Origin of the sequence: Photobacterium sp. 1_MG-2023 (assembly GCF_030547945.1) — a bacterium.
Taxonomy (GTDB): Bacteria; Pseudomonadota; Gammaproteobacteria; order Enterobacterales; family Vibrionaceae; genus Photobacterium.
On record NZ_JAUORR010000015.1, the window covers coordinates 14,962 to 35,421 of the forward strand.

Below are 20,460 nucleotides of genomic sequence, written 5' to 3' on the forward strand. Positions count from 1 at the left end.
TCCTCAACATCCAAAATGAAAAGAAAACCGATTAAGGGTCAGAAATGAATAAACGCGTCATTGCTTTAATGGGTGTAGCTGCTCTCATGGGTGGCTGTGCGAAACAGGTCACTTACGGCGATGCTCAGTCCATCGAGACGACTACGGTTGAATTCGGGTCCAGCGATCTGCAGAAAATTGCTGAAGATATGACCGACAGCATGCTGTCTTCCGGCTCGGTGGGTGCGATTACCGCGGGTAAGCGCCCGATTATTTTTGTCGAAAGCATTAAAAACAAAACCAGCGAGCACATTGATACGGAATCGGTGACCGATTCGATCAGTACCAAGCTCCTGAACTCGGGCAAATTCCGTTTTGTGGATATGACGCGGGTTGAGTCAGTGCGCAAGCAACTGAACTTCCAGAATAACGATGAGCTGGTGAACCAGAGCACGGCGATTCAGTTTGGTAAGATGGTTGGTGCACAGTACATGTTGTACGGCAACCTGTCGAGCATTGTGAAACAAGCGGGCAGTGACAAAGATGTGTACTACAAAATGACCATGCGTCTGATGGATCTGGAAAGCGGCCTGATTGAGTGGGCTGACGAAACAGAAATCCGGAAGCAGGAAGCCAAGCGCCTGTTGGGCTGGTAAGTGTCTTCCGGCCATTCTTCTGCGGGAGCGTTTCCATTCTCCCGTCTTGCTGGCTATGAAGTACGCTGCGCCCGCCCATTGAGCGGCGGGCTCAGTAACCGATGCTGGCACCTCACATTAAACACTTCACCTCACTTTGATGCGCCTGAGACGACGCTGGTGGAAGCCGTCTGGCGTCCAGACAGTCCGATCAGTCGTGCGTTTGGGGTTCACCGGCATCATGAATTTCAGCTGCTGGCAGCCATTCAATCCAGCGGTATTGCACCGGCTGCACTGGCTGAAAACCGGCACGGTATTCTGGTGGAATGGATCGAAGGGCAGGTACTCACGCAACCACCATCGACTGAAGAACTTATGCAATTGCTGTACCGGGTTCATTGTCTTTCGGCCCCTCAGTGGGCACTGGATGTCAGACAAAAGGCCGGACATTATCTGGCTTCGATTCAGCCGTCGGATAAAAGCGCCCCGCTCAACTCAGTTTGCCAGCGATTTTTTCAGCAGATTCCGGATCGTTTATTTCCGCAAACCTGCTGCCATCATGATCTGGGATTTTATAATCTGATCCGGCGTCCGGACAGTCAGCTGGCTGTGATCGACTGGGAGTATGCTGCGGCTGGGGATCCTATGCTGGATCTGGCGCTGACGATTCAGGCCAACGGGTTGGATGCAAAAGCGGCCGCCAAAATCTATGCGCAGCTTGCCGGATACGATGAATTGACGGTCTCAAATGCCGTGCAGCAATGGCTTCCCTGGTGCGATTTCTTGGCTATGCTTTGGTATTATGCTGGCGCACATCTCTGGCAAGATGAATCTTATCGTCTTGAAGCTCATGCGTATCTGGCCAAGCTTATCGCCTGACTTGTCAGCCCGCCTTTTCAGTTTCATCTGCCTGCTGAAGGAGGTTTGCGTGCCTGAGTTCCGTTCTGTGTGGCAAAGATTGCTGATCCTTTCCTTGTCTGCTTTCCTGATATCTGCCTGCGTTGCCCGGCTTGCCTATAACACCATGGATTATTGGATTCCGTGGTATCTGGACGATTATGTCAGTCTCACATCCGCTCAGGAGTCCAGGTTTATTCAAGAGTTCCGGCAAGCACAAGCGATCCACCGCCGGCAAGAACTGCCCAGAGTCCACCAAGCGATCACAGCGTTACAGCGTGACTTAGCACAGCCGATGACGACGGCTCAGATTGAAGGCTATCATCACAGTTTCACTGGGTTGGGAGAGGACAGCATTACGGTGTTTACGCCGCCTGTGGGCAACCTGCTGCGGTATCTCAGCAACATTCAGGTTGAGCAAATCAATACCCAAGTGAATCAGGATCTGGATGAATTACGAACCAAGCGTGAAAAGCTGACTCAGGAAGAGAAACTTGAGCGCTACCGGACCCGGTTTGAGAAAATCAGCCGGGAATGGATAGGCTCACTGACTGACGAACAGTCGGCCATGATTGCGGAGCTGGCGCAGTATCAGCTGGAGATTGAACCTGTATTTTTCTCGGTTCGCCAGGGCCTGTATCAGCAATGGCAGCAGTTGATGACAGAACGTCACCGACCGGAGTTTGAGGGGAAACTGGAAAAACTGCTGCAGGATATGTTGGCTTTCCGGTATGCGCCGGTTCAGTCTCAGTTCGATCGTTACCTTCAGCGCAGATTTGAATTACTGGCCCGCCTGAACCAAAGTCTGTCTGCAAAGCAACGTCAGCATTTCATCGATAAGCTGACTGAAATCCGAAAAGACATTGCTGTGCTGATCCAGCGGTAATGAAAGGCTATAACCATATTCTTGTTGTGGTTAACGGGGTCGTTTTCGTATAGTCATGGTTCCAAGTATTTTTCAGTTATCTGAGGAGATCACTGTGATTATCTATTTGCATGGATTCGATTCGACCAGCCCGGGCAATCATGAAAAAGTACTGCAGCTTCAGTTCATCGATCCGGATGTTCGGGCAGTCACTTACAGTACTTTCCATCCCAAGCACGATATGCAACATTTATTAAAGGAAGTGGATAAGCTGATTTCTGCCAGCGAGGATCCGTCCCCGCTCATCTGTGGTGTTGGGCTAGGGGGCTACTGGGCAGAACGAATCGGTTTTCTCTGCGGGATTAAGCAAGTGATCTTTAACCCGAATTTACATCCTGAAACAATGATGCAGGGTAAAATTGATCGTCCGGAAGAGTACGCGGATATTGCAACCAAATGTGTCGCTGATTTTCGGGAAAAAAATGCAGGGAAGTGTCTCTGTATACTTTCAACCGAAGATGAAGTGTTAGATAATCTATCAACAAACAGAACATTGGACGCATATTACCAGGTGATCTGGGACGAGACTCAAACGCATAAATTCAAAAAAATCTCCCAGCACTTACAAAGAATAAAGCAGTTTAAAGCAACGAATTGCGTATATGCCTCTCCCTCTGCAGGTGAATGACAGTCATCACCTGAACCACTCTACGTCAGTCAGATTCATAGCTGGCAGGGCGCTGCCCTGCTGGTTTGTACAAGATTTATAAAAACTAGAGGAAAAGACTGTGACGAGAATCATCGTAGTTGGAGGCGGTGCAGGTGGCCTGGAGTTGGTCACTAAATTGGGGCGAACGCTGGGTCGGAAAGGCAAGGCGAATGTCACACTGGTCGATAAAAACAGCAGCCATCTCTGGAAGCCATTGCTGCACGAAGTGGCGACGGGATCCCTGGATGAGGGCGTTGATGCGCTGAGCTACCGTGCCCACGCGAAAAACCATCATTTTGATTTTCAGCTGGGCATGTTGAAAGACATCGACCGCGAACGCAAAGTGATTACGCTGCATCCTTTGTATGACGAAGACGGGGAGTTGCTGATCCCGGAGCGTGAACTGGCATACGATATTCTGGTGCTGGCGATTGGCTCGAAATGTAATGACTTTAATACCCCGGGTGTCCGCGAACACTGTATTTTCCTCGATAGCCCTGAGCAGGCGCACAGATTCAGAACTGAAATGAACAACCAGTTCCTGAAACTTCATGCCAATAAAGCGCAAAAAACAGTAGATATTGCCATTGTGGGTGCAGGTGCGACGGGTGTGGAACTGTCTGCTGAACTGCACAATGCTGTGAAGGAGCTGCGTCTGTATGGGTTTGGCGATCTGGACAGCTCCCGACTCAATGTCAATCTGATTGAAGCGGGTGAGCGGATTTTGCCTGCGTTACCCCCGCGTATTTCTTCTGCCGCACACAGCGAGCTGACCAAACTGGGTGTCACGGTTCATACAGCAACCATGGTCACTAAAGCGGATGAAAACGGCCTGACCACCAAAGACGGCGAGCATATTCCGGCACAGCTGATGGTCTGGGCTGCAGGGATTAAAGCGCCGGATTTCATGAAAGAGATTGCCGGATTAGAAACGAACCGGATTAACCAGCTGGTTGTGAAGGACACGCTGCAAACCACACGTGATGAAGACATTTATGTCATTGGTGATCTGGCAGCCTGTACCCAGAAAGACGGCACACTGGTTCCACCTCGTGCGCAATCCGCGCATCAGATGGCGAGCCGCTGCTTCTCGAATATCGTGGCCAAACTGACCGACAGACAGCAAAAGCCTTATGTGTTCGTGGATCATGGTTCTCTGGTTTCACTGAGCCGTTTTTCGACCGTCGGCAGCCTGATGGGGAACCTGACTAAAGGCTCAATGATGATTGAAGGCCGGATTGCCCGGGTGATGTATATCTCCTTGTACCGGATGCACCATATCGCGCTGCACGGATTCTTCAAAACCAGCCTGATGATGCTGGTTGGACGGATTAACCGGGTGCTGAGGCCGAATCTGAAACTGCACTGATGCCTTCAGTGTCAGAAACAAAAAAACCGCCGGGCTCGGCGGTTTTTTTGTGGCTTTCAGTTTGAAACTGATTGTCTTGCAAACAGACGGCTTATACCAATCGCAGTAAATCACTGGTCATCCTAGCTTGTTCAAATTCGATCACTGCGTTAGATTTTTTGATTGTAGAATCAGGACTTATCTAAAAAATCTGCCTTGTTCTCAAACATTTTTCCGGCGCTATTTTTGATCACTGACTTACTTTGATTGGTATTAGTTGATTTTCAGCAGTTCTACGTCAAATATCAGCACCGAACCCGGTCCGATTTTACCCACACTGCGGTTGCCATAAGCCAGCTCTGCCGGAATAAACAGGCGGACTTTTTCGCCCTCAACCATCAGCTGCAACCCTTCTGTCCAGCCCTTGATGACCTGATTCAGACCAAAGGCGATAGGTTCACCCCGCTCAACAGAGCTGTCGAATACGGTCCCGTCGATCAGCGTGCCATGATAGTGAACCGTCACTTTATCTGAAGCTTTCGGATGTACCGTCCCGGTGCCTTCCTGAAGGACCAGATACTGTAGTCCGGATGCTGTGGTCTGGACGCTTTCCTGCTGTTTGTTGGCGTCCAGGAAGGCTTTCCCTTCTTCAACATTTTGCTGTGCGGCTTGTTTATTATTCTGGCTGCGCTGGAAGAAAAAAATACCCAAGCCGATAATGATGATCGCAATAATGATTTTTGACACAGAATTTCCTACCTGATGACGGATTGACTGAGGCCAATTCTAGCTGAAATGCACGGCTTTGTTGATCTCTCATGATTGTTTTTGAAGTGTTTTTCGAGCGTGTTTTAAGGTCTGGGCTTTGATAAATCCTCAGGGATCAGCGCATAAACGAGGCCGTCTCTGGCTTGTCCGCGGCTGTAAATCCGGTTGCGGCTTAATGATTCATAGTGGGCACCACATCGTGCTGCGGTCCGCTGGCTGGCCAGATTCCCCGGATGCATCACAATTTCAAGCCGGGTCAGGGCAAGGGTATCAAACGCAAAACGGGCCAGGGCATGAATCGCTTCCTGAGCAAATCCCTGCTGGTGGCTGCTGCTGCGGATCCAGTAACCCAGCTCTGCCGCGTTGGTAAGCTGAGAGAGATTATTGAGGCAAACTGTGCCGATAAAGTGGTCATGATGACGCGTGAAAATGGCCAGCTCATAGCCATTATCCAGTTTCCAGTTCATCTGGGAGGCAGAAATCCAGGCATGAGCATCTTGCTGGTTGTAATTGGTATGACACCATTCGACCCAGGGAGATAAATCTTTGTAGGACTCCTGTACCGCAATCAGATGAGATTCCAGATCGGCCAGTTTATAGGGGCGCAGGTAGAGGCGGGGCGAGGTGAGTTCGATATCCAGTTTCATCTGAGTTCCTGCGGCATTCACTGAATCAAAAACGGGGCCAGCGCTGGCCCCGTGGTTGCAATTATGAATCCAGACGTCGGATTTGGACGACCATGCCCATCAGCGGGTGATCGAGATAATGGGTCTCGCCGCTGCGCATTTTACGCTGCTGATCAAAGCGGAATGTTTTCAGGAACTCTTCCACTTCAATTTTTTTCTTCACTTCCTGAAGCTGGCCAAATTGAACCGTTTCACTCAATGCGGTGGTGCCGCCTTCCGGCAGCTCAGTGCCGACAACGACTTCCCGGCGACCCGGCTCGCGCAAGTCCAGTTGTGTATTCGTAAACAGATAATGATTCACATAGACCTGAATCTTACCTTCCAGCTCGTACAGCGGTTGATCCGGCTGTGCAGGTATTGTTTCTTGCGTCTCTGCAGCCAGTTCAAAACTGGGTGGTGTCGTCATGGGCTGGCCGTCACGTTCACGACGGGCAGCTTCCTCAATGGAGGTCCCATCAGGCAGATACTGGCCGGAAAAATTACGGCCAGCCGTCAGACGGAAAGTCGGGGCCTGCGCTTTGTTCAGATCGCCCTGACGCCAGCCAAAATGCGCCAGTGGCGTAAATCCGGCGTGATCTTTCAGGCGCTGGTACTGGCTGTTCAGCGCGTAACGGCTCGCAGGCATCATGGTGATTCCGCGATTCGCTAACTGTGATGAACTCACCAGCTGAACCGTTCTGGCGTAATCCAGCGTGGCCGGCTGATCCGGCCACGATTCGCCGGTTTGGTCCGGGTTAACGTTGCGCTTGAAGATGATGACTTCAATGTCAAATTGTCGTGCTGCGAAACTCGGCAGACTGATGACAAGCAGCAGCAAATAAATCAGATTTTTCAAGGTAATACTCCGCACTGGTATGCAGCCAATTATAGGGTGTTTTCAGCTAATTGTGTTAGGAAGCCGTCAACATACTTGATGCGTTCCCGGCGATCCGTCAGTGATGCAATGACCTTGAGTTTGGTCGGGCCATCCATCCGGAACTGTTGTGGTTTCGATTGTAACAGACCGACCAGGAAACCGGGGTCGATTGCAGCATTTTCAGTAAATTCAAAATAACCGCCTTTCTCGCCGGCTTCAATCCGGCGCACACCTAAGCCTGCCGCTTTCAGCTTGAGTTTATTCAGCGTCAGAAGGTTGGTGGCCGCATCGGGCAGCAATCCGAAGCGGTCGATCAACTCGACTTTCAGTTCATCCAGGGTAGATTCCTGATCGGCACTGGCAATACGCTTATAGAGCGACAAACGGGTGTTGATATCCGGAATGTAGTCATCCGGTAAGAGCGCAGGCAGGCGCAGTTCCACTTCAGTTTGTTCGCGCAGCAAATCGTCCAGTGAAGGCTCTTTCCCGGCTTTCAGCGATTCCACGGCCTGCTCCAGCATTTCCATGAAGAGGGTGAAACCGACCGACTGAATCTGACCGGATTGTTCATCGCCAAGTAATTCACCGGCACCACGAATTTCAAGGTCATGGGTTGCCAGCGTAAATCCGGCGCCCAGATCTTCCAGCGAGGCAATGGCTTCAAGGCGTTTGACGGCATCTTTGGTCATTCGTTTCGGATGCGGTGTCAGCAGATAAGCATAAGCCTGATGATGCGAGCGGCCAACGCGACCCCGAAGTTGATGCAACTGAGCCAGACCCAGATGATCGGCGCGATTCATAATAATGGTGTTTGCGGTCGGCACATCAATCCCGGTTTCAATAATGGTGGTACACACCAGTAAATTGAAACGCTGGTGATAGAAATCACTCATGACGCGCTCTAATTCACGTTCACGCATCTGACCATGGGCGGTGGTGATGCGTGCTTCTGGGATAAGTTTCGCCAGTTCTTCCGCCGTTTTCTCGATGCTGTCGACATCGTTGTGCAGGAAATAGACCTGACCGCCCCGCATGATTTCACGCAGCACGGCTTCGCGGACAATTAAATCATCCCGTTCGCGCACAAAGGTTTTAATGGCCAGCCGGCGGGCAGGTGGGGTCGCGATAATCGACAGATCCCGCATGCCGCTCATCGCCATGTTCAGCGTTCGCGGAATGGGTGTGGCCGTGAGTGTGAGGATGTCGACATCCGCACGCAGCGATTTCAGTTTTTCCTTCTGGCGGACGCCGAAGCGGTGCTCTTCGTCGACGATCAACAAACCAAGATCCTGATATTTCACTTCAGCATTCAGGAGTTTGTGGGTGCCGATCAGGATATCAATTTTGCCATTTCTGACATCTTCCAGAATGCTTTTCTGCTCTTTGGCGGTTTTAAAGCGGGACAGCACTTCCACCCGAACCGGCGTATTGGCAAAGCGGTCTCGGAAGTTCTCGAAATGCTGCTGAGCTAACAGGGTGGTTGGCACCAGTACGGTGACCTGTTTGCTGTTATCAACGGCGACAAAGGCGGCGCGCATCGCCACTTCCGTTTTACCGAAGCCGACGTCACCGCACACCAGGCGATCCATGGCCTTGGCCTGACACATATCCGACAGCACGGCATTGATCGCCATGGCCTGATCGTGTGTCTCCTCGAACGGGAAGCCGGTGCAGAAATCAGCATAGGCTTCGCGGTCGAGGTTGAACTTGAAGCCGGGTTTGAGCTCACGCTTGGCGTACACATCCAGCAGTTCGGCGGCCACGTCTCTGACTTTCTCGGCGGCTTTACGGCGGGCTTTCTGCCAGCTTTCACCGCCCAGTTTATGGATCGGTGCGGCATCTTCAGCACCGCCGGAATAGCGGCTGATAAGATGCAGAGAAGCAACCGGTACATAGAGCTTTGCAGCGCCCTGATATTCCAGTGTTACGTATTCTGTGGTGATGCCACCGGCTTCGAGGGTTTGCAGTCCTTGATAGCGGCCAATGCCGTGATCTAAATGGACAACAGGCTGCCCGATTTTGAGCTCAGCCAGATTGCGGATGATGGTGTCCGAACTGACGGTCCGCTTTTCTTCCCGGCGGCGTCGTTGTATGACGCGTTCACCCAGTAAATCACTTTCACAAATGAAGGCAACGGACGGTTCTTCCAGAATGAAGCCTTGTTCCGCCGCACCAATCACCAGGGTATACGGGCTGGCTGCCGACAAGGCTTCTTCCAGACTGTGGCAAACCATGGGACGCAGCTTAATGCGTGCCAGCAGATCAAGCAGGGCTTCCCGCCGGCCTTCGCTGGCGACGGAGAAGATGATTTTCCCCGTGAACTTTTCCTGAAACTGGCGCAGTGCGGACAGTGGCTCTTTCAACTGATGATTCAGGGTCAGTGCCGGAATCGGAGAGAGCGCCGGGTTAAAGCGGCCCGCTTTTTCCTCTTCTTTCACTTTACTCAGCTTCACCTGTGGCAGGTTCTTGAAGTGGGAAAACATCTCCTCCGTTGTGAGCCACAGTTCTTTGGGGGGCAGGAGCGGTCGCAGTGGGTCAACCCGTCGTTCTTCGAAACGGTATGCCGCATCGTTGAGGAAATGATCAGCGGCTTGTTCCAGCTCACCCAAAGTCAGCAGCAGGGTGTCCTGCGGCAGATAATCAAACAGGGTATCGGTCTGTTCGAAGAACAGAGGCTGCCAGTATTCGATACCCGCCGGCCAGGTCCGTTTGCTGACTTGCTGATAGACGGATTCCGGTTCCCGGCGCGCTTCAAATCGTTCCCGCCAGCGCATCCGGAAGTTTTCAACGGCCACGTCATCGGTTGGAAACTCATGGGCCGGGAGCAGATTGATGTTATCGATTTCACCGGTGGAACGTTGCGACTCCGGGTCAAACTGACGAATGGAATCAACTTCATCATCAAAAAAGTCAATGCGATAGGGCTCATTGTTCCCCATCGGAAACAGGTCGAGCAGCGAACCACGGCTGGCGTACTCACCGTGCTCCATGACCTGATCGACATGACGATAGCCCGCGGCTTCTAACTGAAGACGTAGCTTTTCGAGTGACAACCGATCCCCTTTGCGGACCAGCAGGGCATGCTGATGCAGGAAACTGCGCGGCGTCAGTCGTTGCAGCAGAGTACTGACCGGGACCAGCAGAATCCCGTCGTTCTGGGTCGGTAACTGATACAGCCGGGCCAATCGATCGGAAATGATATCCTGATGGGGAGAAAAGCTGTCGTAAGGCAGGGTTTCCCAGTCGGGAAACACATGGACATCGACTTGGGTGAACTGGCTGACTTCAGGCTGAAGGCGCAGGGCTGTCTGGGTGTCTGGCACAACGGCCAGCACCGGACCCTGATGGCTTTTGGCCAGTTCGGCAATCGAAATTGCCAGCGCAGCACCAGACACGTTCCCGACAAATCGCTTATCGCCCGCTTTGCCCGGTAAAGGGAGAGAAAATAAAGTCTGTGTGGTCATGACAAATTATTGTTTTTCGCTTCGTTGCAACGCGCGCTGGCGCAGCATTTTCTGTTGAATGTGCAATGCTGCACGAATAAGCAGATCTCGGTCTTCTTCCTGCAGCCTCGTGTAATGCAGGGTGATCTGAAAAGCATCCCCATCGACAGGCTGACAATCCTGCACATCGGCATAGCAATACACGGCGGCGGGCGGATTTTCAAGGAAGAGTTTCAGCCGGACCTGGTTGCCGGTCTCTAAAGGCTGCTGAGAAACATAGGTGAGCTGGCTGGCGCCGAAGGTTTCGGTCAGTTGACGATAGGCTGGGTCATCTTGTTGCCTGAGCACAAAAGCGAGCAGCAAATTGATTTTGTTATTCTGGGCTGCCAGATAATCCAGCAGAGTCCTGTTCATGCTTTTACTTTCTTGCTGCAAGACTTTGTCTGCGTTGTGTTCCAGTTCGCTACATTCACTGGCAACACGAAATAAAGGTGGGATTTCCTGAAGAAATGCCTGATCGTCGGGCAGCGAAAATTGTTCCGGTAAAGGTTCAACATTGATGGTAAGCCCGGCATGGACTGAAAAGTACTCGTCCTGATTCATGTCACACTCGTGATTTGTTGTTTATGCTTCGATTATCACTTAGCACAGACAAACGGGCAAGTTAGAGGTATCAAGAGCTTGATTTTTAGCCACTCTTTTTGCATTTCTTTTGCTTGACTGCGTGGTAATCATAGTCGCCAGCAGGTATGCTTTCGAGCACTGTTTACAGGATGGTTCCTAACTGAATGATGTTTCATCCATTGCCAATCTTTATCGGACTGCGTTACCTCAAAGGTCGGTCCGGCGATCGTTTCAGTCGCTTTGTTTCAGGTATGTCGACGGCGGGGATTACCATCGGTGTTCTTGCGCTTGTCATTGTCATCTCTGTGATGAACGGCTTTGAACAACAACTGAAAAACCGGATTCTGGGCGTGTTGCCTCAGGCGCTGATCACACAGGCGGACGGTCCGGTAACGGATACCGGACAAGCGCCCTCCGCGCTGACAGCATTACCCCATGTCACCCAGGCGACGCCGCTGACCCGTGCAGAAGCAGTGCTGCAAAGTGCGGGTGCTTTATCTGCCGGTTCCATGCTTGGCATTGATCCAGAGCGTTATGAGCCGCTGGCAGGCAGTCTGGTTCAGGGCGATCTCCGTGATCTGAAATCGGGCAGCTACCGGGTGATTCTGGGCAACGGCATGGCGCAGCAACTGGGTGTGAAAGTCGGGGACAAGGTTCGCCTGATGGTGACCAGTGTCAGTGTCTATACCCCGCTTGGCCGGATTCCCAGCCAGCGTAATTTCATTGTTTCCGGGATCTATTTCACCGGTTCGGATGTCGATAAGTCACTTGTGCTGACCAATATTCAGGATGCTGGCCGCTTGCTGCGCTATCAGAGAGATAGCTTCACGGGCTGGCGTCTTTACCTGGATGATCCGTTTCGTGTGACTGATCTGTCGCAATCGCCGTTGCCCGACGGCTGGCAGTGGTCAGACTGGCGCGAGCAACGCGGGGAACTGTTTCAGGCCGTGAAAATGGAAAAGAACATGATGGGACTGATGCTGGGACTCGTGGTTGGTGTGGCTGCATTCAACATTATTTCTGCGCTGATCATGGTGGTGATGGAAAAACAAGCAGAAGTCGCGATTCTCAAAACTCAGGGCATGACCAGTGGACAGATTCTGCTGACATTTATCGTCCAGGGAGCCAGCAGCGGGGTTATCGGGGCGCTGACCGGCGGTGTCCTGGGCATCTTACTGGCCCTTTATATTAATCCGATCCTGTCTGTACTCGGGGTTGATCTGGCCAGTCTGGGCGGGGCATTGCCGGTTGAGGTCAAGCCTTTACAGGTTGCCATTGTTATTCTGGGGGCAATCAGCCTGAGTTTAGTCGCCACCCTATTTCCTTCTTACCGGGCGGCATCGGTCCGTCCAGCAGAGGCCTTGCGTTATGAGTGATTCGTTGTTGGTATGCCACAATCTGTTCAAGGTGTACCGTGAAGCCAAACTGGAAACCCAGGTGCTGAATGATGTCAGCCTGACGATGGCGCCGGGAGAACTGGTGGCAATTGTCGGTTCGTCCGGTTCAGGCAAAAGTACCTTGCTGCATCTGCTGGGTGCACTGGACACGCCGACCAAGGGAGATGTCTACTTCAAAGGACAAAAACTGAATGGCATGAGTGCCAACAAACAGGCCAGGCTCCGAAATCAGGAAATTGGTTTTGTGTATCAGTTTCATCATTTACTGGCTGATTTTTCTGCGGAAGAAAATGTTGCGATGCCATTGATGATTGGCGGTGTTGCGGCTGCGAAAGCCAAAGCGCAGGCCAGAGCGATCCTGGATCAGGTTGGCCTGAGTCATCGCTATACCCATCGACCTTCAGAACTCAGTGGGGGAGAGCGTCAGCGTGTCGCCATTGCGCGGGCATTAGTCAATCAGCCTGCACTGGTCCTTGCCGATGAACCGACGGGAAACCTGGATCACAAAACAGCCCTGGAAATTTACGATTTGATGCGCCGCCTGAACCGGGACTTCGGTACAGCATTTCTGGTCGTGACCCATGATAATGAACTGGCTGCAAAACTGGATCGCTGTCTGCACATGCAAGACGGCCAGTTGGCAGCGTTCGAGGTGGCCTGATGCGACCCTTGTCTCTGTTTATCGGAAGCCGGTTCAGCCGGGCAAGACAGCGCAATCGCATGGTGTCTTTCATCTCCATCTCCTCGATTTTGGGGATTGCTGTCGGCGTGGCAGTGATCATCATTGGTTTATCCGCGATGAACGGGTTTGAACGTGAGTTGCAGAACCGGGTTCTGGCTGTGATTCCTCACGGCGAACTGGAAGCAGTCCGGCCGCCGTTTAATGAATGGCAGTCGGTGCTGGAAACCGTGGAGAAGCATCCGCGCGTCAAGGCCGCCGCACCTTATGTTCAGTTCACCGCGTTGCTTGAAAAAGGCACTCAGTTGAAAGCCGTGGAAGTCCGGGGTGTTGATCCGCAACAGGAAACGCAGGTCAGTGCGTTACCCGGTTATGTTCAGGACAACGCCTGGCAGAACTTGCATGCCGGTCAGAAGCAAATGATTCTGGGGCAAGGGGTCGCCAATGTTCTGGGGGTGAAGGTCGGGGACTGGATTTCGGCGATGTTGCCTAATCGTGACAGTGGCCAGCAACTGAAAGCACCGAAGCGGATTCGGTTGCAGGTGGCTGGCATTCTGGCGCTGGGTGGGCAGATTGATCATAACTTTGCGTTGGTTCCGATTGGGGATGCGCAGGACTATCTGTCTCTGGGGCAGGGGGTTTCCGGGATCTCGATTAATGTCGATCAGGTATTGGATGCGACGACCATCGTGAAGGAAGTTGGTTATACCCTGCCGGTTTATGTCTACCTGAAAAGCTGGACGCAGAAATACGGCTATCTGTATCGCGATATTCAGCTGGTTCGAACCATCATGTATCTCGTCATGGTGCTGGTGATTGGTGTGGCCTGCTTCAATATTGTCTCGACGTTAATGATGGCCGTGAAAGATCGGGCCGCCGATATCGCGATTTTGCGAACCATGGGCGCTGGGGATCGGTTGGTGCGGATGATTTTTGTCTGGCACGGATTGCTTTCGGGTTTAATCGGCAGCCTCTTCGGCGCTCTGCTCGGGTCGGTTGTTGCGTTGAATCTGACAACCATTGCCAAGGGAATTGAGCGTTTGATCGGGCATCAGTTTCTGTCCGGCGATATTTATTTCGTCAACTTCCTGCCGACACAACTGGAGTGGCAGGATGTCGCGTTGGTCACGATCACGGCCACAATCCTGAGTTTACTGGCGACCTGGTATCCGGCACGACGGGCCAGTGCGCTGCAACCTGCGCAGGTGCTGAGCGCGAAATAAACTGAGTATGCCCGGTGCGTGTTTCAAGACGCGCCGGGCGTTGCCTTTCCTTCCCTTCCTTGAAAATTCAGGGGTTTCCCCGGGACATTTTGAGCGTCGATGTCATTTCCGTGCGTTTCTCGTCCGCATCGATCGCTGCAGCAATGACGACATCTCCCAAACAATTCAGTGTGGTGATGCCCATATCCAGCAGCCGGTAAATTCCAGCGACAATACCGACAATTTCAAGCGGCAGATGGAAGGCCTGAGCCACGACGGCAATTTTGATGATACCTGAACCCGGAATACCACCGCCGCCCAGCGTCATCAGGATGGAAAACCCCGTCATGAGGGCAAGATCGATCAAGGTGAAATCGATGCCAGCGGCATTTCCGGTAAATATCAGCACAATCGGGAGCAAGATAGCATTGCCATCTTTGTTCATCTGCGATCCAAGCGGGATACAGAAATTGGCAATGTTCGGCCTGACGCCGAATTTTTCCCGGGCGGTTTTGATTGAGACTGGCAGTGTCGCGACACAGCTGGTGGTTGCTAACGTAAAAAGCACCTGTTCATGGCAACGTTTGATGAGTTCAAATGGGCCGATATTGATTTGTAATCGTGTGATCAGCGCATAAGTAAACAGAAAATTGTTCATCACAGTGGGAATTTACTGAAAATATTTCTCGCGAAGTGCAAAGTCCGCATTTAAGTGTGCTTTCATGGATGAACGGCAAGCCAGGGTATTTCTTTCCTTCACCAGTAATAAAATTGTCAGATGTTCTTCCAGAATGTCTTTTTTCAGGTTGAACCGGTGGGATGACGCTTGCGCCGGGAGTTGAAAAAGCAGCGCATTTTTTAATTTAAACGGTTTGAAGGTTTCCACCAGAATCTGGTTATCGGCCAGTTGAAACAAATAATCATGAAACTGGCTGCAAAATTCATCAATGGCTTCAATGCTGTATTGATTTACCGCCGCGATCAACGTATGAAACTGCGTTTCGAATTGATCCAGACTCCCTTCCGGATGGTGAATTGTAGCCAGTTCGACGGCTTTCACTTCCAGTAATTCCCGGATTTCGTAAGTTTCCTGAAGATCTTTCAGGGCGACACGGCGCAGGAAGGATCCTTTGGCAGGACTGACATCAATGACGCCATATCGCTGCAGATCTTTTAAGGCTTCACGAACTGGAACCCGGTCCATGCCGATTTCTGCTGATATTTTACGCTCGGACAGTTTGGTGCCGGGCGGCCAGCCTTCGGACTGAATTAAGGCGATGATTTTTGAATAAGCGATTGATTTATCCAGTTCATAAATCATTTGGAATACCGGTAGACCAGTTTGAGTGGGATTCAATCTAGAGTCGGTTGTTTTTTATGGGTCAAATGATAATCAAAATAAATGCACAATATTGTGATTGCAAACTGAGGGTGTGCAACGACAGGCTTAAGGCTTGTGTCGGGGATTTTGATGTGGTTTTGCAGTGGCAGAAACAGGGCTTGCGAGTGAGTTCATTGTCGAGAGAACAATGGATTTTTTTCTGCGCCGTTTAGATTAGTTTATTGGCCGGACAGGAAATGAGAGAGCCGGGAAGATGCCGGCTCGAGATGACAACTTAGCGAAAGCGGCGTTTGTTCCAGCTACGAACGACGGAATAGCGCCAGAATCCCCGGATACCAAAGTAACCAATCAGTGAACAAATCGTGGCACAGACCAGACAGCCGAGTAAAAATGGCGGTCCAATGTAGCCCATTTGTTCCTGAAGAAATGCCCAGGACAATTCAAAGTGAAAGGGTTGATAGGGCACGTTCATGAGCCAGGCACCAACTTTATACGCGGCATAAAACATCACCGGCATGGTGATGGGGTTGGTGATCCAGACAAGGGAGACAGACAGCGGAAGATTCACACCAAACAAGATTGCCAGACCAGCAGCCATGATCATCTGGCTTGGCAAAGGCACGTAAGCCATAAAGAGACCAACCGCAAAAGCGCCGGAAGCCGAGCGGCGGTTCAGACACCAGAGGTTAGGGTTATGCAGCACAGTACCGAATACTTTCAAAGCCTTTTGGCTTTTAATCCTCTCCGGGCTGGGCAAGAAACGTTTAATAAGTTGTCTTGGCATCGTTTGTCATATTGTCTGATGGCTGTATGCGTCGGGTTGTCACGATGTACCAGATGACAGCCGGTTTAATACTCGGAATATTGTCACTTCACTACTGGCCATCCATGCCAGACTACATATGGTTGATTACAGCCATGATTATAGGTGGAGCGATATTTCTCTACTTGCGAATCGTTTTTGTGCTGGTATTCGCGTTAGGCGGGCTCTGGGCTTGGTGGCATGCTGCAGACTACAGTCAGACAGTGAACCGCCTGCCTCAGGAGCGCGAGAATATTACCATAGTTGGCGAGGTTAGCAGCCTAATAAATCACAATATTCTTGATAGCCGGTTCCATTTCTTTGTGAAGTCTGTGAAGGAGCGCGATCTTCTGCGCAAAGAAAACATGCAGTTACATCTCGACTGGTCTGAAGGGCCTGAATTAAGGCAAGGACAAGACTGGCAACTGACGGTGCGGGTCCGGCGTCCGAGTGGCCGGGTGAATCTTGCGGGATTTGATGCAGAGCAGTATGCATTGGGCGCCGGGATTCACGGGACGGGAACGGTTTTGTCCGGGGAGTTATTGTCCGCACCGGATTCAGTCTCTCTCAGACAGCGCCTCTATGCACAGGCACTGAATCTGACAGCGGGTTTCAAGCATCAGGCTTATTTGATCGCACTGAGTTTTGGAGAGCGTGACGGATTGGATCAGGATGACTGGGCGATGCTGAGGGACAGTGGTTTAGCGCATCTGATGGCGATATCCGGGCTGCATATCGGTCTTGTGGTTGCGATGGGGTGGTGGCTTGGGGGACGGATACGGGGTGGGTTGCCTGAGGTCAACTGGCTGGGCTGGCTCCCGTTATGGCTCGCGCTTGGACTCGCCTGCGGATATGCCTGGCTGGCCGGGTTCAGCATGCCGACACAAAGAGCTTTGCTGATGTCGGCGTTTTGTTTGTTACTGATTCGGTGCGGCATTGTCTGGGATGGCTTGCGGATCTGGCTGGTCGTGCTGGCGGTTTGTTTGTTGCTGGATCCGCTGGCTTCATATTCGGCCGGGTTGTGGTTATCGTTTGGGGCGGTTCTGGTGCTCTATCTTGCCAATACTGGCGGGATTCGGCGGCGAAAGGGAATGCGTGATTCGCTTCCGGTTGCCTGGCGGGAAACACTGCGGGTGTATGTACTGCTGCAACTGGTTTTACTCGGACTGATGCTGCCGTTTCAGTGGATCTGGTTTGGCGGTATTTCACCGCTGTCGCCCCTGATGAATCTGATGGCGGTACCCTGGGTGAGCCTGGTGACTGTGCCTTTGGTGCTGGCGGCTGTGTCGCTGATGGCTTTTCCCTCTCTTTCCGGGCTTTTCTGGCAATGGGCGGACCATTCAATCACACCGGTTGTGTGGCTGGGGGAATTGGCTGTAGGAGGCTGGTGGCCGTTATCAGAAACTGTGTTTACGGGGTTATTGATTGCCGTTGCTGTAGTGATGAGCTGGTGGTTTCTGCCTTGGCGTCAGTTTGTGGGATTGCAACTGAGTTTATTGATTGCGTTGCTCGGCATTCGGGCGTGGTATCAGCAGCAGGTGCTACCGCCGCAAGACTGGCGCATTGATATGCTGGATGTAGGGCACGGGCTGTCGGTGCTGATTCAGCGACATGAACGGGCCGTGTTGTACGATACCGGCATTCGCTGGCCAGGCGGCAGCATGGTGTTATCCGTCATAGAACCCGTGCTCAGAGCGCAGGGGATCACTCGCTTGGATGGTCTGATCCTCAGTCATGCAGATGCCGACCACGCCGGTGGGGCACAGGATGCGATCACACGCCTGAATCCAAACTGGCAGCGAAGCAGCGATCACCGGGCCAGATTTGCGCCTTGTGTCCGCGGTCAGGCTTGGCGCTGGCAGGATCTGAGCTTTCGGGTGCTTTGGCCGCCAAAGCGGGTGGCGCGGGCGGGAAATCCGCATTCCTGTGTTGTCGAAGTCAGCGATCGGCTTTTGAACCCGGACGCAGCAACAACGCTTTTGCTGACCGGTGACATTGATGCCATTTCTGAGCTTTTATTGGCAAAGCTGGAGCCCAGGCTCAAAGCAGACATTTTACTGGTCCCGCATCATGGCAGTCAGACGTCTTCAACGCAGACCTGGCTGCAGTCTCTAGATACGCGTTATGCGCTGGTCTCAACAGGCAGATACAGCCCGTGGCCTTTGCCATCCGCGCAGGTGAAAGCCCGGTATATCTCGCGGGGAATCGACTGGCTGGATACCGCAGAAAACGGACAAATTCGCTTACGTATTCATCAGGGACAGATTGACGTGGTCCGGTATCGGCAGGATATCCGGCGGGGTTGGTATCAGTCTTTGTTCAGACCTTCATCTGTTAATTGCTGCCGATAGGCTCAGATTGCTGAAAAAACAAACATAAGAGGCTGTCATGAGACAGTTACCGACTTGGTGCATCTCAAGTTAACGAGTAGAATAGCCGCCAATCACAGATAACCATCGGTTTTACATGACACAAGTAAACGATCAATCCACTTGGGATACGTTCAAACGACTCTGGCCATCCATCAGTTTATACAAAGCAGGGCTGGTTGCCGCTGTGATCGCTCTGGTTGTGAATGCCACCAGCGATGCACTGATGCTTTCAATGATTAAGCCGCTGATGGATGAAAGTTTCGGAGGGCTGGACAGTGTCGAATCCAACTTTCTGGCGGTGATGCCTTTTTATCTTCTGGGCCTGATGCTGGTTCGTGGGATCAGCGGGTTTGTCTCGACGTATTGCCTGTCCTGGGTTTCCGGGAACGTGGTCATGAACATGCGTCGTCAGGTGTTTAATCACTTTATGAAAATGCCGGTGAGCTTTTTCGACAAAGAATCTGCGGGCTCACTGCTGTCACGTATTACTTACGATACCGAGCAGGTTGCCTCGGCCACCAGCAGCGCGCTGGTCAGTCTGGTCCGTGAAGGGGCGACCATTATTGCGCTGATGGGCATGATGTTCTGGAACAGCTGGCAGTTGTCGGCAATCCTGCTCGTGATTGCGCCTGTTGTCGCGATCAGTATTCGGATCGTGTCGAAACGCTTCCGTAAGATTTCTAAAAACATGCAAGACACTATGGGTTCAGTGACTTCGTCGGCAGAGCAGATGCTCAAAGGCCACAAAGTGGTACTGAGCTACGGCGGTCAGCAGGTCGAACAGCAACGCTTTGAAAAAGTCAGCAACAGCATGCGTCAGCAAACCATGAAACTGGTGTCTGCTCAGGCGATTGCGAACCCGGTGATTCAGCTGATTGCATCGATGGCGCTGGTCGCTGTGCTGGTACTGGCAAATACCGAGAGTCTTCGCAACGACCTGACGCCGGGGACGTTTGCGCTGATCTTTGGTGCCATGTTCGGCATGATGCGTCCGCTGAAAGCCCTGACCAATGTGACGTCGCAGTTCCAGCGCGGGATGGCCGCCTGCCAGACCTTGTTTGGCCTGATGGAACTGGAAACTGAAAAAGATCACGGTACACATGCGCCGGCTCGCGTGAAAGGGGATGTGGCATTCAAAGGTGTGACCTTTACCTATCCGACCAAAGAGACGCCTGCGCTGCGCAATGTCAGTTTTGAACTGCCAGCGGGTAAAACACTGGCGCTGGTTGGCCGCTCCGGTTCCGGGAAAAGTACCATTGCCAATCTGCTGACCCGTTTTTACGATATTGATTCCGGTCTGATCACCATTGATGCGCGGGATATTCACGATTATCGCTTGTCGAATCTGCGTGATCAGGTTGCGATTGTGTCTCAGAACGTTCACTTGTTTAATGACACCATCGCGAACAACATCGCTTACGCCAGTGAGGATCGTTTCAGCCGTGAAGACATCGAAAAAGCCGCTGAGCTGGCTTACGCGATGGACTTTATCAATGGCATGGAGCAGGGGCTGGACACCGTGATCGGTGAGAACGGTGTGAGCCTGTCCGGTGGTCAGCGTCAGCGGATTGCGATCGCTCGGGCATTGCTGCGTGATGCACCGATCCTGATTCTGGATGAGGCAACCTCGGCGCTGGATACCGAATCTGAGCGGGCCATTCAGGCCGCGCTGGATGAACTCCAGAAAGATAAAACGGTGCTGGTGATCGCACACCGCCTGTCGACGATTGAGAACGCCGATGAAATTCTGGTGGTGGACGAAGGTGAAATCATTGAGCGTGGTGTACATGCGAAGTTGCTGGAAAAAGACGGCGCCTACGCACAGCTTCACCGCATTCAGTTTGGTGACTGAGCAG

The 20,460-nt window shown here is 52.1% G+C and carries 18 protein-coding genes; 10 read left to right on the forward strand and 8 right to left on the reverse strand.

Annotation, left to right across the window (positions count from 1 at the left end; translation table 11 throughout):
- Nucleotides 1-44: 44 nt before the first annotated feature.
- The 5 genes from lpoB to Q4579_RS13965 all read left to right on the forward strand — a co-directional run bounded on the left by lpoB (nucleotide 45) and on the right by Q4579_RS13965 (nucleotide 4,454).
- On the forward strand, nucleotides 45-635 hold the full coding sequence (gene lpoB / locus Q4579_RS13945; RefSeq protein ID WP_211645498.1) for a penicillin-binding protein activator LpoB: 591 nt from the start codon (nucleotides 45-47) through the stop codon (nucleotides 633-635).
- Nucleotides 636-1,493: a phosphotransferase gene (locus Q4579_RS13950; RefSeq protein ID WP_303565076.1), complete on the forward strand. Its 858-nt coding sequence runs from the start codon at nucleotides 636-638 to the stop codon at nucleotides 1,491-1,493.
- Between the two features lie 49 nt (nucleotides 1,494-1,542).
- Complete coding sequence (locus Q4579_RS13955; protein ID WP_303565077.1) at nucleotides 1,543-2,397, forward strand: DUF6279 family lipoprotein; 855 nt, start codon at nucleotides 1,543-1,545, stop codon at nucleotides 2,395-2,397.
- Nucleotides 2,398-2,491: 94 nt separating this feature from the next.
- A complete protein-coding gene (ycfP, locus tag Q4579_RS13960; RefSeq protein WP_303565079.1) occupies nucleotides 2,492-3,064 on the forward strand; it encodes an alpha/beta hydrolase YcfP in 573 nt (190 codons plus the stop codon).
- Between the two features lie 100 nt (nucleotides 3,065-3,164).
- On the forward strand, nucleotides 3,165-4,454 hold the full coding sequence (locus tag Q4579_RS13965) for an NAD(P)/FAD-dependent oxidoreductase (protein WP_211645486.1): 1,290 nt from the start codon (nucleotides 3,165-3,167) through the stop codon (nucleotides 4,452-4,454).
- A 252-nt stretch (nucleotides 4,455-4,706) separates the two neighbouring features.
- Here Q4579_RS13965 and Q4579_RS13970 read toward each other — a convergent pair whose 3' ends face one another.
- From Q4579_RS13970 to Q4579_RS13990, 5 genes are all read right to left on the reverse strand, one after another.
- Nucleotides 4,707-5,180, reverse strand: coding sequence for an FKBP-type peptidyl-prolyl cis-trans isomerase (locus Q4579_RS13970; RefSeq protein ID WP_303565082.1), 474 nt, complete (start codon nucleotides 5,178-5,180; stop codon nucleotides 4,707-4,709).
- 104 nt (nucleotides 5,181-5,284) lie between these two features.
- Complete coding sequence (locus tag Q4579_RS13975; protein ID WP_303565084.1) at nucleotides 5,285-5,848, reverse strand: GNAT family N-acetyltransferase; 564 nt, start codon at nucleotides 5,846-5,848, stop codon at nucleotides 5,285-5,287.
- 61 nt (nucleotides 5,849-5,909) lie between these two features.
- Nucleotides 5,910-6,722: a peptidoglycan binding protein CsiV gene (locus Q4579_RS13980; protein WP_303565086.1), complete on the reverse strand. Its 813-nt coding sequence runs from the start codon at nucleotides 6,720-6,722 to the stop codon at nucleotides 5,910-5,912.
- Nucleotides 6,723-6,751: 29 nt separating this feature from the next.
- A complete protein-coding gene (mfd, locus tag Q4579_RS13985) occupies nucleotides 6,752-10,207 on the reverse strand; it encodes a transcription-repair coupling factor (protein ID WP_303565088.1) in 3,456 nt (1,151 codons plus the stop codon).
- A gap of 6 nt (nucleotides 10,208-10,213) precedes the next feature.
- Complete coding sequence (locus tag Q4579_RS13990; RefSeq protein WP_303565090.1) at nucleotides 10,214-10,789, reverse strand: PilZ domain-containing protein; 576 nt, start codon at nucleotides 10,787-10,789, stop codon at nucleotides 10,214-10,216.
- Between the two features lie 188 nt (nucleotides 10,790-10,977).
- Here Q4579_RS13990 and lolC point away from each other — a divergent pair, with 188 nt between their 5' ends.
- The 3 genes from lolC to lolE are packed head-to-tail and all read left to right on the forward strand — an operon-like array spanning nucleotide 10,978 to nucleotide 14,109.
- Complete coding sequence (gene lolC / locus Q4579_RS13995) at nucleotides 10,978-12,186, forward strand: lipoprotein-releasing ABC transporter permease subunit LolC (RefSeq protein ID WP_303565180.1); 1,209 nt, start codon at nucleotides 10,978-10,980, stop codon at nucleotides 12,184-12,186.
- On the forward strand, nucleotides 12,179-12,868 hold the full coding sequence (lolD, locus tag Q4579_RS14000) for a lipoprotein-releasing ABC transporter ATP-binding protein LolD (RefSeq protein WP_303565091.1): 690 nt from the start codon (nucleotides 12,179-12,181) through the stop codon (nucleotides 12,866-12,868). Before lolC ends, lolD begins: the two co-directional genes overlap by 8 nt.
- Complete coding sequence (gene lolE / locus Q4579_RS14005; protein WP_303565181.1) at nucleotides 12,865-14,109, forward strand: lipoprotein-releasing ABC transporter permease subunit LolE; 1,245 nt, start codon at nucleotides 12,865-12,867, stop codon at nucleotides 14,107-14,109. Before lolD ends, lolE begins: the two co-directional genes overlap by 4 nt.
- Nucleotides 14,110-14,176: 67 nt before the next feature.
- Here lolE and Q4579_RS14010 read toward each other — a convergent pair whose 3' ends face one another.
- From Q4579_RS14010 to Q4579_RS14020, 3 genes are all read right to left on the reverse strand, one after another.
- Nucleotides 14,177-14,746, reverse strand: coding sequence for a dicarboxylate/amino acid:cation symporter (locus Q4579_RS14010; RefSeq protein ID WP_303565183.1), 570 nt, complete (start codon nucleotides 14,744-14,746; stop codon nucleotides 14,177-14,179).
- A gap of 12 nt (nucleotides 14,747-14,758) precedes the next feature.
- The gene (locus Q4579_RS14015) at nucleotides 14,759-15,409 is read right to left on the reverse strand and encodes a GntR family transcriptional regulator (RefSeq protein WP_303565092.1); all 651 of its coding nucleotides are present in this window, start codon (nucleotides 15,407-15,409) and stop codon (nucleotides 14,759-14,761) included.
- A gap of 295 nt (nucleotides 15,410-15,704) precedes the next feature.
- The gene (locus Q4579_RS14020; RefSeq protein WP_303565093.1) at nucleotides 15,705-16,214 is read right to left on the reverse strand and encodes a DUF2062 domain-containing protein; all 510 of its coding nucleotides are present in this window, start codon (nucleotides 16,212-16,214) and stop codon (nucleotides 15,705-15,707) included.
- A 104-nt stretch (nucleotides 16,215-16,318) separates the two neighbouring features.
- Between Q4579_RS14020 and Q4579_RS14025 the strand changes: the two genes are divergently transcribed.
- On the forward strand, nucleotides 16,319-18,583 hold the full coding sequence (locus Q4579_RS14025; RefSeq protein ID WP_303565184.1) for a DNA internalization-related competence protein ComEC/Rec2: 2,265 nt from the start codon (nucleotides 16,319-16,321) through the stop codon (nucleotides 18,581-18,583).
- Between the two features lie 115 nt (nucleotides 18,584-18,698).
- Nucleotides 18,699-20,456 (forward strand): lipid A ABC transporter ATP-binding protein/permease MsbA, encoded by a 1,758-nt coding sequence (gene msbA, locus Q4579_RS14030; RefSeq protein WP_303565094.1) that lies wholly within the window; start codon nucleotides 18,699-18,701, stop codon nucleotides 20,454-20,456.
- Nucleotides 20,457-20,460: the final 4 nt, after the last annotated feature.

Bases quoted from the DNA above. Each gene is read 5' to 3' on its own strand.
- Q4579_RS13975 (WP_303565084.1), bottom strand. From the start codon at position 5,848: ATGAAACTGGATATCGAACTCACCTCGCCCCGCCTCTACCTGCGCCCC.
- Q4579_RS14025 (WP_303565184.1), top strand. From the start codon at position 16,319: ATGCCAGACTACATATGGTTGATTACAGCCATGATTATAGGTGGAGCG.
- Q4579_RS14010 (WP_303565183.1), bottom strand. From the start codon at position 14,746: ATGAACAATTTTCTGTTTACTTATGCGCTGATCACACGATTACAAATC.
- Q4579_RS13990 (WP_303565090.1), bottom strand. From the start codon at position 10,789: ATGAATCAGGACGAGTACTTTTCAGTCCATGCCGGGCTTACCATCAAT.
- mfd (WP_303565088.1), bottom strand. From the start codon at position 10,207: ATGACCACACAGACTTTATTTTCTCTCCCTTTACCGGGCAAAGCGGGC.
- lpoB (WP_211645498.1), top strand. From the start codon at position 45: ATGAATAAACGCGTCATTGCTTTAATGGGTGTAGCTGCTCTCATGGGT.
- lolD (WP_303565091.1), top strand. From the start codon at position 12,179: ATGAGTGATTCGTTGTTGGTATGCCACAATCTGTTCAAGGTGTACCGT.
- lolC (WP_303565180.1), top strand. From the start codon at position 10,978: ATGTTTCATCCATTGCCAATCTTTATCGGACTGCGTTACCTCAAAGGT.
- msbA (WP_303565094.1), top strand. From the start codon at position 18,699: ATGACACAAGTAAACGATCAATCCACTTGGGATACGTTCAAACGACTC.
- Q4579_RS14015 (WP_303565092.1), bottom strand. From the start codon at position 15,409: ATGATTTATGAACTGGATAAATCAATCGCTTATTCAAAAATCATCGCC.
- Q4579_RS14020 (WP_303565093.1), bottom strand. From the start codon at position 16,214: ATGCCAAGACAACTTATTAAACGTTTCTTGCCCAGCCCGGAGAGGATT.